At 67.8% G+C, this 12,324-nt stretch carries 14 protein-coding genes; 12 read left to right on the forward strand and 2 right to left on the reverse strand.

The window, feature by feature from the left end:
• Positions 1 to 125: 125 nt before the first annotated feature.
• Together ACSMFO_RS12475 and ACSMFO_RS12480 are read right to left on the reverse strand one after the other, a co-directional pair.
• Positions 126 to 1,289 (reverse strand): sensor histidine kinase, encoded by a 1,164-nt coding sequence (locus ACSMFO_RS12475; protein ID WP_436458734.1) that lies wholly within the window; start codon positions 1,287 to 1,289, stop codon positions 126 to 128.
• The gene (locus ACSMFO_RS12480; RefSeq protein ID WP_436458735.1) at positions 1,286 to 1,942 is read right to left on the reverse strand and encodes a response regulator transcription factor; all 657 of its coding nucleotides are present in this window, start codon (positions 1,940 to 1,942) and stop codon (positions 1,286 to 1,288) included. Before ACSMFO_RS12480 ends, ACSMFO_RS12475 begins: the two co-directional genes overlap by 4 nt.
• Positions 1,943 to 2,030: 88 nt before the next feature.
• Here ACSMFO_RS12480 and ACSMFO_RS12485 point away from each other — a divergent pair, with 88 nt between their 5' ends.
• The 12 genes from ACSMFO_RS12485 (at position 2,031) to ACSMFO_RS12540 (ending at position 12,203) form a co-directional block, all read left to right on the forward strand.
• The gene (locus tag ACSMFO_RS12485; RefSeq protein WP_436458736.1) at positions 2,031 to 2,537 is read left to right on the forward strand and encodes a hypothetical protein; all 507 of its coding nucleotides are present in this window, start codon (positions 2,031 to 2,033) and stop codon (positions 2,535 to 2,537) included.
• Positions 2,534 to 3,601, forward strand: coding sequence for a peptidoglycan-binding protein (locus ACSMFO_RS12490; RefSeq protein ID WP_436458737.1), 1,068 nt, complete (start codon positions 2,534 to 2,536; stop codon positions 3,599 to 3,601). The genes ACSMFO_RS12485 and ACSMFO_RS12490 overlap by 4 nt, the downstream gene beginning before the upstream one ends.
• On the forward strand, positions 3,598 to 4,260 hold the full coding sequence (locus tag ACSMFO_RS12495; protein ID WP_436458738.1) for an ABC transporter ATP-binding protein: 663 nt from the start codon (positions 3,598 to 3,600) through the stop codon (positions 4,258 to 4,260). Before ACSMFO_RS12490 ends, ACSMFO_RS12495 begins: the two co-directional genes overlap by 4 nt.
• A complete protein-coding gene (locus ACSMFO_RS12500; RefSeq protein ID WP_436458739.1) occupies positions 4,260 to 5,453 on the forward strand; it encodes an ABC transporter permease in 1,194 nt (397 codons plus the stop codon). The genes ACSMFO_RS12495 and ACSMFO_RS12500 overlap by 1 nt, the downstream gene beginning before the upstream one ends.
• Before the next feature lie 505 nt (positions 5,454 to 5,958).
• Entirely contained in the window at positions 5,959 to 6,318 is a 360-nt protein-coding gene (locus ACSMFO_RS12505) for a hypothetical protein (RefSeq protein ID WP_436458740.1), read from the forward strand.
• A gap of 771 nt (positions 6,319 to 7,089) precedes the next feature.
• Positions 7,090 to 7,638, forward strand: coding sequence for a hypothetical protein (locus tag ACSMFO_RS12510; RefSeq protein ID WP_436458741.1), 549 nt, complete (start codon positions 7,090 to 7,092; stop codon positions 7,636 to 7,638).
• Positions 7,639 to 7,685: 47 nt separating this feature from the next.
• Positions 7,686 to 8,258, forward strand: a complete 573-nt coding sequence (locus ACSMFO_RS12515; RefSeq protein ID WP_436458742.1) for a hypothetical protein — start codon at positions 7,686 to 7,688, stop codon at positions 8,256 to 8,258.
• Between the two features lie 242 nt (positions 8,259 to 8,500).
• Positions 8,501 to 8,932, forward strand: a complete 432-nt coding sequence (locus tag ACSMFO_RS12520; protein ID WP_436458743.1) for a hypothetical protein — start codon at positions 8,501 to 8,503, stop codon at positions 8,930 to 8,932.
• A 370-nt stretch (positions 8,933 to 9,302) separates the two neighbouring features.
• Positions 9,303 to 9,452 carry a hypothetical protein gene (locus ACSMFO_RS12525; protein ID WP_436458744.1) on the forward strand — a complete coding sequence of 50 codons (150 nt, stop codon included), beginning with the start codon at positions 9,303 to 9,305 and terminating at the stop codon, positions 9,450 to 9,452.
• 378 nt (positions 9,453 to 9,830) lie between these two features.
• Positions 9,831 to 10,265 (forward strand): hypothetical protein, encoded by a 435-nt coding sequence (locus ACSMFO_RS12530; protein ID WP_436458745.1) that lies wholly within the window; start codon positions 9,831 to 9,833, stop codon positions 10,263 to 10,265.
• Positions 10,266 to 10,761: 496 nt separating this feature from the next.
• A complete protein-coding gene (locus tag ACSMFO_RS12535; protein ID WP_436458746.1) occupies positions 10,762 to 11,079 on the forward strand; it encodes a hypothetical protein in 318 nt (105 codons plus the stop codon).
• Complete coding sequence (locus tag ACSMFO_RS12540; RefSeq protein ID WP_436458747.1) at positions 11,076 to 12,203, forward strand: DUF6183 family protein; 1,128 nt, start codon at positions 11,076 to 11,078, stop codon at positions 12,201 to 12,203. The genes ACSMFO_RS12535 and ACSMFO_RS12540 overlap by 4 nt, the downstream gene beginning before the upstream one ends.
• The last annotated feature ends 121 nt before the right edge of the window (positions 12,204 to 12,324 follow it).

Genomic DNA, 12,324 nt, shown 5'->3' on the forward strand with positions numbered 1-12,324 from the left:
GCGACTCGCCGATCATCGTCGCGTCCTCACGTGTTGGCGTGGAGCACCAAGGTCGTAGAGCTCGTCGAGCGCTGCAGTCGCCACGGTCGGAGACTCGGTGGCACAAACGAACCAGCAGGGTCCGCTCATGCCGAAGAGCGGAGGTCTTGGCCGGTTACGACTCCGGTGTCCTGGTTCCGCGGGGGCCTGGCCACCGGCAGCGACACCGTCACGACCAGGCCGCCGCCGTCGCGGGGCTCTGCGTACACGTGGCCGCCGTGGGCGTGGGCCACCGTACGCACGATCGACAGTCCGAGCCCGGCACCCGTCCGGGTGGCCAGCCGATCCGTCGTGAGCCGGCGGAACGGCTCGAACAGGCCCGGCAGCTCATAAGGCGGCACCACCGGCCCTGTATTGGTGACCACCAGTTCGACCAGCCCGTCCGGCCGGGTGCCGCTGGTGACCTCGACCCAGCCGTCCGGCACGTTGTGGCGCACGCCGTTCTCCACCAGGTTCTGCACGAGTCGTTCCAGCAGGACCGCGTTGCCCATGGCCGGGGCTTCGCCTGCGGACGTGGTCACGGTCGGGTGCTGTGCGGCCACGTGCGTCACGACGTCCGCGAGGTCCACATAGGACAGTTCGCCCAGCTCGCGGTCCGATTTGGCCAGCGTGAGCAGGCCGTCGATCAGCCGCTCGTGTCGACCGTTGATCTCCAGCAGTGTCTCGCCGAGCTGCCGGACCTCCACCGAGACATTGCGACGCCGTACCGCGATCTCAAGCAGGGTGCGGTTGAGCGTCAGGGGGGTGCGTAGCTCGTGGGAGGCGTTGGCGATGAACCGGCGCTGCCCGTCGAAGGAGTGGTCGAGCCGTTCGAGCATCAGGTCGAACGTGTCGGCGAGCCGTTTGACCTCGTCCGGTGGGCCGTCGAGGGCGATGCGTTCGTGCAGGCCGCGGTCGCTGCCGGGGGAGTCGGCGATGCGCCGCGCGGCCCGGGTCATCTGGTCGATCGGCTGCAGCATCCGGCCGGCGATCAGCCAGCCGATCGCGATCGCCGCGGCCGCGACCAGGCCGAGTGCGAGGCCGCCCTGGACTAGCAGAGCCATGAGCGCGTCGGTCCGGGTTTCCTCGGCGACCTCGTTGAGGGCGTCGGCCTCTGGCGCGAAGGTGCCCTTGAGTACGGTGGTCGATTCGCGGTTGGACAGCTGCCTGGACATCAGCACGTACGTCGCGCCGAGCAACAGGATGCCGGCGAGCAGGAACAAACCGCCGTATACGAGCGTCAGGCGGGTCCGGATGGTCAGGCGTTTCACGGAATGCGGTACCCCGCTCCCGGCTCGGTCACGATGATCGGTGGGTCGCCGAGCTTGCGGCGCAGCTTGAGGATCGCCATCCGCACGGTGTGGGTGAAGGGGTCGGCGTGCTCGTCCCATGCCTTCTCCAGGAGTTGCTCGGTGGACACCGCGCCGCCGTCGGCGCGCAGCAGTTCGGTGAGGACCGCGAACTCCTTGCGGGACAGCGGGACGTAGCGGCCGTCGCGATACACCTCGCGGCGGTGCGGGTCGAGCCGGATGCCCGCTCGGGCGAGCACTGGCGGCGCGGCTGGCCGGGAGCGACGGCCCAGCGCGGTCACCCGCGCGGCCAGTTCGCGGAACGCGAACGGCTTGGGCAGGTAGTCGTCGGCGCCGAGGGCGAGGCCGGCGACCCGGTCGTCGACGTCGGCGGCGGCGGTCAGCATCAGTACCCGGATATCGCCGCCGCGGGCGACGAGTACCCGGCACACCTCGTCGCCATGGATGACCGGCAGGTCCCGGTCGAGCACCACCACGTCATAGTCGTTGACGCCGGCTCGCTCCAGCGCGGCGGCGCCGTCGTGCACCACGTCCACCGCGTGTGCGTCCGCCCGCAGCCCTTCGGCCACCGCGTCCGCGAGGAGTGGCTCGTCCTCGACCACCAGGATTCGCATGGGTCCATGGTGACGCACGGTCGTGTCACTTCCGCGTCAACGTTTCCGGAGACGGCCGAGTGACATCACGCTCGCTGTACTTCGACGCATGAAACGACTCATGTGTGTGCTCGTGTCGTTGCTGCTCGTCGGACTCGCCGGCTGCTCGTCAGCCACCGATTCCGGCGCGGCCACGGCGGAGGACAAGCAGGCGGGGCTGAAGTTCGCCCAGTGCATGCGGGAGAACGGCGTGCCGGACTTCGAGGACCCGACGTTCGACGAGAACGGCGAGATGGAGCTGCGCTTCCCGCCGGGCACCGACCCGAACGCGGTGAAGCCTACGCAGGAGAAGTGCAAGAGGTACCTGCCCAACGGCGGTGAGCCGGAGAAGATGAACGCGGAGGATGTGAAGAAGTTCCAGGCGTACGCCAAATGCATGCGGGAGAACGGCATGCCGGACTACCCCGACCCGGACGCGGAGGGGCGCAGCCGGTTCGAGAGCGGTAAGGAGCCCGACCCGAACGACCCCGACCTCAAGACGGCGCACGAGAAGTGCGGCGAGCACCTGCCGGGCGGCGGCGGTGGGGGTGTCGTGATCCTGGGGGGCGGCAAATGAGCCGGCGCGGGGCAGGCCGGGTGGTGATCGTGCTCGTCGCCGTGCTCGCCACCGGAGCCGCGGTCACGGCCGCGGCCGGCTTCTGGGGTGGTGAGAAGCCTGCCGAGACCGGCAGCGACCTGCCCGTGGCGACCGCGAAGGTGATCAGGCAGACGCTTGTCGATACGCGGACCGAAAACGGCGAGCTCGGCCACGGCGCCCCGGTCGAGGTGACCGGCAAGCTCGCCGGGACGTTGACCGCGCTGCCGGCCGTCGGGCTCACGGTGGAGCGTGGGCAGGCGATCTACTGGGTCGACGACACGCCGGTCGTGCTGCTGTACGGCACGCTGCCGGTCTATCGTCCGCTCGTGCCGGACACCGAGGGCACCGACGTGGAGCAGTTCGAGAACAACCTCGCCGCGCTCGGCTACCGCGGGTTCACGGCGGACAGGAAGTACACCGCGCAGACGGCCACCGCGGTGAAGAAGTGGCAGAAGGACCTCGGCCTGCCGGAGACCGGCACGATCGAGCAGGGCCGGATCCACTACGCGGCCGGGCCGGTGCGGGTGGACGGCCATAAGGCGACCGTCGGCGCTGACGTCGCGCCGGACGCGCCTCTGCTCTCCTACACCGGGTCGGCGCGGCTGATCACGGTCGAACTGGGCGTGGCCGACAAGCGGCTCGCGGTGAAGGCCGCCGCGGTGACCGTCACCCTGCCGGACGACAGGACCACGCCGGGCTCGATCACCGGCACCGCGACCGTCCTCGTCCCCGCCAGTGGGACCCCTGGCAGCAAGGCGACGACCATCATCGAGGTCACCGTCGCGGTCGCCGACCAGAACGCGCTCACCGGGCTCGACGAGGCGTCCGTAAAGGTCGCGTTCAGCGCCTCGCGGCGAGAGAACGTGCTGACCGTGCCGGTGGCCGCGTTGCTCGCGAGGTCCGAGGGCGGGTACGGCGTCGAGGTCGTGAACGGGACGGCCACCAAGATCGTCGCGGTGGAGACCGGCCTGTTTTCCGGCGGCCGCGTCGAGATCTCCGGCGAAGGGCTGGACGAGGGCATGACGGTGGGGATGCCGTCATGAGCGGGGCAGTCGTGGAACTGGACGGGGTCGGCAAGTCCTACGTCGGCGGGGTCGCCGCGCTGCGCGACGTGTCGCTGTCCGTGGGGTACGGCGAGCTGGTCGCGATCGTCGGGCCGTCCGGGTCCGGCAAGTCGACCATGCTGCACCTGATCGGCACACTCGACCGGCCGTCGGCAGGCACGGTACGGATCGACGGCCACGACATCGCGGCACTGACCGACCGGCAGCTGTCCGCGTTGCGGGCCACCCGGATCGGGTTCGTGTTCCAGCAGTTCCACCTCACACCCGGACAGTCCGCTGTGGACAACGTGGCGGACGGCCTGCTGTACGCGGGCGTGACGGCCCGCGAACGGGCGCGGCGGGCCGAGACGGCGCTGATCCGCGTCGGCCTCGCCGAACGGCTCGGCCACCGGCCGCACGAGTTGTCCGGTGGGGAGCGGCAGCGGGTGGCGATCGCTCGAGCGGTCGTCGGCGAGCCGGCGCTGCTGCTGGCCGACGAGCCGACCGGGAACCTGGACTCCGCTTCCGGTGCGGGCGTGATGGACCTGCTGTGGGAACTGCACGAGGGCGGCACCACGGTCCTGGTGATCACGCACGACCGGGAGATCGCCGGCAGCCTGCCCAGCCAGATCCGGCTGCGTGACGGGGCGGTGGTGTGATGCTGTCGCCAGCGCGCCTTCGCCCGCGTGACGTGCTCCGTGTCGGAGGCGCCGGCCTGCGAACCCGCCCACTACGGGTTTTCCTTTCCGCTCTGGGCATCGCGATCGGGATCGCCGCGATGATCGCGGTGGTGGGGGTGTCGTCGTCGAGCCGCGCCGAGCTGGACCGGCAACTCGCCGCGCTCGGCACGAACCTGCTCACCGTCGCGCCCGGCAACACGATGACGGGCGGCACCTCCACGCTGCCGACCGAGTCCGTCGACATGATCCGCCGCATCGAACCGGTACAGGAGGTGGCGGCGCTCGGCGAGGTGCCGGACACGAAGGTGTACCGCACGGACCGGATCCCAGAGGCCGAGACCAGGGGCCTGTCGGTTCAGGCCGCACACCTCGACCTGCCGGAGACAGTAGGCGTGACGGTGGCCGACGGCACGTGGCTGAACGCGGCCACTGCCGAATACCCGGCCGTGGTGCTCGGCTCGCAGGCCGCGTCGCTGCTCGGCGTCCTCTCGGCACGCGAGGGTGTCCAGGTCTATCTCGGTGGCCAGTGGTTCACCGTGGTCGGCATTCTCGACACGGCACTGCTCGCGCCCAAGCTGGACACCGCCGCACTGGTCGGCTGGCCGGCCGCAGAGTCCTATTTGGACTTCGATGGTCACCCGACGACCGTCTACACGCGAGCGTCCGACGCGTCCGTCGAAGCGATGCGCGGCGTGCTCGCCGCGACCGCGAACCCCCAGGCACCCAACGAGGTCCGGGTGTCCCGTCCGTCCGACGCGCTGGCCGCCCGCCAGGCGGCCGACCGCGCGTTCACGGGTCTGCTGCTGGGACTCGGTGCGGTGGCGCTGCTGGTCGGCGGGGTCGGGGTGGCCAACACGATGGTGATCTCCGTGCTGGAGCGGCGTGCCGAGATCGGCCTGCGCCGCTCACTCGGCGCCACCCGCGGCCAGGTGCGGCTCCAGTTCGTGGCCGAGTCGCTGCTGCTGGCCGCGCTCGGCGGTGTCGGCGGGGTACTGCTCGGCGTCGCGGCCACTGGCGGCTACGCGGCAACCCAGAACTGGCCGACCGTAGTGCCGGCGTGGGCGATGCTCGGCGGCGTCGCCGCGACACTGGTGATCGGTGCGATCGCAGGCCTCTACCCGGCCATCCGCGCCGCCCGCCTGCCACCGACCGAGGCGCTCGCAACGCCATGAGCCATTCCGGCGCCGGTGGCCGGGGTAACGGGACCCAGCCACCGGCGCATCAGTTGATCTGCCGTACTCGTCGCAAGTTCCCAAGCCCAAACGCACGCTCTTGCCGCGATGAGGACCTTCGGACAGGCGGCTGTACCAGCCCCACGCTGCCCGGTCGCCGCAGCCGCCGGCTCGCCCGGCCAAGGATTTGCCAAAGTGTTTGAGACTGATCATGGTGACCTCGCCGTGAGACAACCGAGAACGCGCCGGTAGTACAAGATCGACTCGTTACGAGCGGTGGGAACCTACAGGCGAACGCTGGAGGTTCCGATCCGGCCAGGCACGGGCACCCCGAAGCGGTGTCCGTGGGGGCATGAGTTGGCGGTCGGTGGAGTGCGGCAGGGCTGGTCGCAGGACTATCGGGCGCCGGAATGGCTGTGTGAGGCCTGCCATGCACTGACCGGTGTCGGCGGAGTCTGGGCCATGATCGACACCGCCGTCGAACGGCAGGTCATGGAAACCGGCGTTGACGAGTACGGCCTGCACCTGGTCGTTCTGCCGCCGCCGGTGTCCGCCGGGATCGGCGCCATCCAGCTTCGGGAAAATCCGCCACATCCACGATCTGCTCACGAAGACCTTCGAAGGCGGCCGCGTCGAGGACTTCGTCATCGACGGCTCGTTTCCCGGCACAGACGCCGATGACGAACACGTGCACGCCGCGGCGATCGCCTGCTCCGCGGAGATCATCCTGAGCTGCGACAACGGTTTCTCCCTGACCGGGCAAGACCCGGATTCCCTGCCCTATGAGGTGTACACGCCCGACGAGTTCTTCGTCCTCGTCGACGACAGCTCGCCGCAGCTCGTGCGCGAGGTGACCGGCCAGTAAACGGTGTACGGGCAGGGCCGGCGGGCGCGGCGATCTGGCCGGCCCGCTGATCGATGCCGGATGTCCCGTTTTCGCCGAGCGAGTCCGCAACCACCAAGGGCAGCTGTCCTTGATGGCTGCCGGCCCGACCCCGGGAATAACGCCGCTCCCAATGGTCAGCCACGGCGACAGCGAGTCGTAAAGCCCTGCTTGGCCCGCCGTGTCGTCGCCGTGAACGGCGAGCCGCGCGGTGCCGCCGTGCAGGCCCGAAGTGTCGACCTGGTGCTGGGCTTCGCCTCGGTCGCTGCCATGGACACAAAGCCAGCATCCCGAGCGCGGTTCCTGGCCAGGCGGTGGTGCGCAACATAAAATGCCGCCCTGACGCAGACATGAATTTGACGGGCTCACGAAATCATCGCCTGACCCGCGCCTGCACGCGATAATCGTAGTGGTCCGGCATGCAATGAATAAGCGCATAAATAGCTCGCGCGGCTATGCCACGTTTGGCGGATGGTCGGTCCGGCGGGAGTCCGGCAGGGTACAAGAGTCGATGTTGTACGTCGACGAGCCAATCGCAGGGGGATGGCGGGGCATTCCAGACTGAGCCGTCAAATTCGTATTGAATGCGCGGATTCATGCCGCATTCGTACTGAACGGCCTCGGCGCCTGCGTTTCACGCAAATCGGATGGGGAGAAATGACGCGACAGTACGAGATGGACAACAGTACACCGGAGCTGAAGCAAGCGAGAACGACGCGTTTCCGGAGAGCGAGCCGGGCTGTGCTGGTGGGCGTGGCCGCACTGGCCGCGATGGTCAGCACGGCAGCCGTGACCAGTGCGGCACCGGCGCCATCGGCGCCCAAGGACGTGTCGACGGTGGTCGAGACACCGTTGCGGTTCGGTGGTTACGACGCCGCGGTTGCCGCAGCGAACGGCTACGAAATCCGGACCACGCCGGACGGCGCGCAGTATTCCGTAAAGAAGGGCACTCTGACTGGTGTGATCGCGCAGGATGTGGTGAATGGAAACTGCGGATCCTCCTGGGTTTGGCTCACCGCGCAAGGAAACCGATCGGTGATCATCGACACCGGATTCCGGGTTCGTGACGCAGTCGCCACCTTTTCCTGGACGGTGACGCTCGACGATTCCGGCGGCACGACCAAGCACGACTTCCCTGGTTTCTACGACGCCGATGGCTTGGTGGAGCTGAAGCGCTTCGTGCCCGGCCTGACGGTCGGTCCCGCGGCTGCCTCTGTCACACCATTCGCGAATTTTGCTATTTTGGTGGACGGCGCGGTCTGCTTCTCCGGCGGGCCGACCGACCCCGACTACATCTACTGAGCGCCTCGCGCTGATGAGGCGCTCGGGCAAGCGAAAGCGAGCGCCTCATGGAAGAACGGCCGATGGGGGACGCGGGGCCACCCCGCGTCCCCCATCCCCGCGAACATTTCGCCGCGTTTCCCGGCCCCGTGGTCGCGGCGTCCACCGGCATGGGCGTGGGCCCGATCGCGGAGGTCGGCACCGACCAGGTCAACGACCAGCCGTGGGCGATCGGCCTCGGCTACACGAATCGAGATCGGAAACTCAAGCTGATGATCCGAACCGTTCGCCCGGCGGAACAGCTTGATCCCCGAGGACGTCCGATAGAGAACGTCGAAATCCAGCTGCACAACTTCCTGGCCAGAACCGCGCCCCGCGACCACGGAGCGCCTGCCCCTACGCGTGCTGACCTGGACGCGAAAACCGAGCGGGTGCGGACAGCCCTCGCCGACGCGACGGCCACACCGGTGACCATCACGATCAACAACCTGCCCGTCGCCGGCACCCGGACCGACGCACTCGGGACCACGGTGATCGAAACCCTCTGGAACAGCTACTCCGTCCTCATCACCAGCACCCCCGACCACCTCGGCACCGTCGAGCTGCACACCGCGACACCGGCCGACGTAGCCCACCTCTGACCGCCCACGCCGGAAACTCGGCGAGCTCCAGCAACCTGGCCGGGGAAGTCGGCCAGTGAATGGGGTGGTGCGGGCTCCTGGCTTCGAGAAGTGTCGCTCGACTGGCGCAACCCAGGCTCGTGCTTACTGTCGGTGTTGGTAGATACGCTCATCGTCATGGGGAGTAACGAGACATTGGTCCGCGTGCACGCCGACATCGAGGTGCAGCAACAAGCCCCTCGACCAGTCCGGGGTGAGGGCCGGTGAAGCCCCACTGGGAGACGTCCGCCGGGGGGCGCGTCCAGGTGATCGGTACGTCAGCGGAAAAGTGGGCAACGCAATTGCCCGCAGCAATAGAGCAGGTGAAGAAGTCGGGACTGCTCGACGATCCGGAGACGGCTCGCAAACTGGAGGCGGCTCGCGACTTGATCGCCTCTGGCAAGGAGATCGCGCCGGATCGTGCCTGTGAGCTGTTCTCTACGCTGCTGGAGGTTCAAGGGCATCCGGCCGGCAGTTCCCGCACGGTGAATCTGATTCCCACGCGGGAGAACCCCAAAGCCATCAACGGACAAGCCTGCAGTGGAGGGAGATTTACGTCCGTCCAGCTCGTCGCGCGGAACCTGAGCGGCTCCGACGAAGAGGTCTCGAGAATGTCGAGCGTGCTGACCAGGGCACACGAACGCAACCGCGGCTAAGCACCATCCAGCCGCGGTTGGGTGCAACATGGCGGTACTCTTCCGCCTGCGGTGCCGGGATTACATACAGCTTGGTCTCGGAATTCAGCTCCAGCAAGCCCACGACCCGAGTATCCGAACCCTCAACGCGATCTGTCCATCGAAGGCGTCCTTGCGGATGTTCCGTTGGCTGCGGGAAATGATGTGCACGGTGGCTAGTACGGCAGTTGCCGCGGCCGAGGCACTGACCGGCATCCACTGGCAGCTTTCATCGACGTCGAATCGTTCGGCGACTTTGCCGGATTCCGGCAAGTGTCGAACCTGAGGTTGCAGGTGCCCGAGTAGATCGGGCTCCAATTGCGGCCGTTCGCCAGGAGCAGGTTCCGGTGGCATGCCTGCTTTCACGGCGGCCACTCCGCCGATCGCCGTACCGGCTGGCGCGACGGCCTGCCAGGCCATTCCTTCCGGTGCGGGAGTCTTCGTCCTGGTGGCCGAACTCGGCAGGCCGATGAGGCCGCCACCGATGACGACGTTGTTCTGATCGACGACGAGAACGCAGTCGGCTCGCGTGCCGCCGATGGTGGCCCAGCCGCTTAGGGCCGTGTCTCCCGCCAGCTAGACATCGGTTTCGCCGCGTGTGTTCCCTGGTTCGGTGCCACGGGGGAGTGGGGCCGGCGTGGAGAGGTGGGTGCCGAGTTCGGGTCCGCCGCAGCCGAGGGTGAAGGTGTCGTTGAACGGGTAGGCGCCGAGTGAGCGGGCCGCGGGTGCGGTGGAAGGGTAGCGTGAAGAAGGGTAACCGCAGCCTGGCGCTGCGTGTGGGGTCGAAGCGTTCGTACCTTGGATTCCGCGGCCGCTATGTGCGATGGGGTGGAAAACGAATTAACGTTCACTTCCGCTACCACATGGTCAAGGGAGGACGATGAGCTACCCGAAGCCATCAACCGGCCGGTTCGTGGGGGCGATCAGAACTGCTTACCGGGAGCTGATCGAAGGCGGGAAGGTCTCCCTCATCGTCGACCATAATGGTGCGGAGAAAACAGTCCGCATTGAGCCGGCTGTCTCGGGTGCGCCGCGCCTGGAGCTACGCATGACTGGAACCGTCGGGGAACTGTTCCTCGACGATCTGGATCCGTTCGAAGTGGACGAGACTTTGCCGGAGGACGTCGAGGAGTTCGCGTCGTTCACGCGAGCGTTGGTTGGCGGGGAGCTTGAGCTGGTCTTCAGGAAGACCTTGCTCGGCTGGAGTCCAGCCGCAGTCGAATGGCCCGGTGGGCGATGGTCGCTTCCAGGGAACCCTGGCGTCGTGGGTTTGTTCTTCCGGCCGCGCAGAGAGAAAGTACAGGGATACGCCTAAACCGAAACTGTAGACAGAGTGAGGACCGGGAGAAACCGGTCCTCACTCTGTCGCGTTAGCCCGGCTCACCATCCGCCACATGAAGCCCTTAAGACACATCGCCGTGGCGTTCGGCGGTCAGCGGTGCCGCTCAGGCGGCGTAGAGCGCGTCGATCGGGGTCGGAGGGAAGCGCTGGGACTGCGGAAACTCAGGTTCCGCAACCGTTAGACGAAGACTGGTCGACGATCCGGAGACGGCTCGCGACTTGATCGCCTCTGGCAAGGAGATCGCGACGGATCGTGCCTGTGAGCTGTTCTCTACGCTTCTCCCGCGTAGGAATCAAACCTCAAAGCCATCAACGGACAAGCCTGCAGTGGAGGGAGATTTACGTCCGTCCAGCTCGTCGCGCCGAACCTGAGCGGCTCCGATGAAGACGTCGAGGGCTATTACATCCCGGCGGACTTCGCCGCTGTCATCGCTGACGAGCGGGCTCCGGCAGGCGGGGTCGGCTCCTCGATGCGGCTGCTGACCGAGACTCAACGGCTCGCCGAAGCCCTCGGCCTGCCGGCAGACCTCGAACGTGACTCCGAAGAAGCCGTCGACGTCGCCGACGACGCAGACCCGACTGCCGGGGGCTGGCGGCGCTACGGCATCGAGGCTTATGTATGCCTCGTCCTGATCGAAGCGGCGAAGCTTTCCGTTTCGACCGGTGCCGCCATCGCGTTCGTCCAAGCCGACCGCGCGTCAAGCTTCCTCGTCGGACTCTTGCAGCGATGCTGGGCAGACCTGCGGATGGTCGTGGTCCCGGGGGAGGTTCTAGGCTGCGTGCGGTGACCGATCGGATCCAGAAGATCGTGGCGGAACTGCCGGACCTGGCGGACGTCACGGGTGTGTGGGCGGTGGCCGACGACCGTCTCGCGCAGGGCGACGCTGACTTCGTGGCAGACCTTGGTATCGCCCTTGCCGAGGCATACGGCGAAGACACTGGGGAGATGTGGCAGTACAAGAGTGTCTACGGCCACTTGCTCCGGTTGTTGGCCACCACCGCCGGTCGGCAGAACGTCATCCAGGCGCTGCGACTGGTTTCCCCCGTACGGTCCGGTGGCACGAAGCTGGACCGCTACACGGCCTCGTTGCTGGCGGCCGGCCACCCGGCGGACGACCTGGCCGTCGCGTTCACCGGGAAGGCCGCAGAGGAATTGCGTGCCTGCCTGGTCCACGAGCTGGTGCTCAGGGACATCGTGGTCACGGAAACGCCCGGGATCGCGGAGTGGGCGACGTCGCCACACTGGCGGGACCACCCGCTGGGCTGGTTGCCGCTGACACTGTCCGATGTAGAGGACCATCCGAGCATGCCGAGCTACAGCGCCGGTGGCGGCTCTCATCCGATGCCTTACGGCCCAGGTGAAAGCCGTGACACGGCGATCGTGGCTTCGACCGGCGGGCCGACGGCGCGGGAAACGACCACGGAAGCCGCAGCGACCGCCATGGCCATGGCCGTGGCGAACTGGGTCGAAGAGTCGAACGGACACATCGAGGCGCGCGTCTTTGACTTCGCCGAGCCCCTCGATGCCAGGTCCGTCCCGAGCGCGTTGCCGGCCTTGGGGCTGGAATGCCTGAACGGGACGGGCAGCAAGACCGCGCTCTCGGTGTCGGCCTGTGCGCCGACCCGGGTCTGGCAGCTGCTCTACTCTGCCGCGTCCACGGGCGGGGCCTACAGCTCCGGCGCCCAGGGCGCCTACGGACGCCTCGCGGCGTGGCAGTCCCTGGCCGGCCTCTCCTGCACTCCGGACGGCGCCTCCTTCCGCGAGGTCGAAGCGCGCGTCGAGGAGTGCAGCTGGCACGTCTTCGACGCCGACACGCACTGGTTCCACCGGGTGGCCTGGGACATCGGCGTGGCCGGCGTTGCTCCCGACCACAGACGGCTGGCCGTGCTGGCCGCGACGGACACCGACTGAGCGCGGTGTCGGTGTGCCCTCCCTGCCGTGATCCCAGCCCGAGGTGCTCCGACGGCAGAGCATGCAGGGCCCATGGTTCCGCTCGCCGGTCGGCCATAAAGTCACAGCGAGGCATTGATCG

Source organism: Amycolatopsis sp. w19 (assembly GCF_051373225.1).
GTDB classification, from domain to species: domain Bacteria; phylum Actinomycetota; class Actinomycetes; order Mycobacteriales; family Pseudonocardiaceae; genus Amycolatopsis; species Amycolatopsis japonica.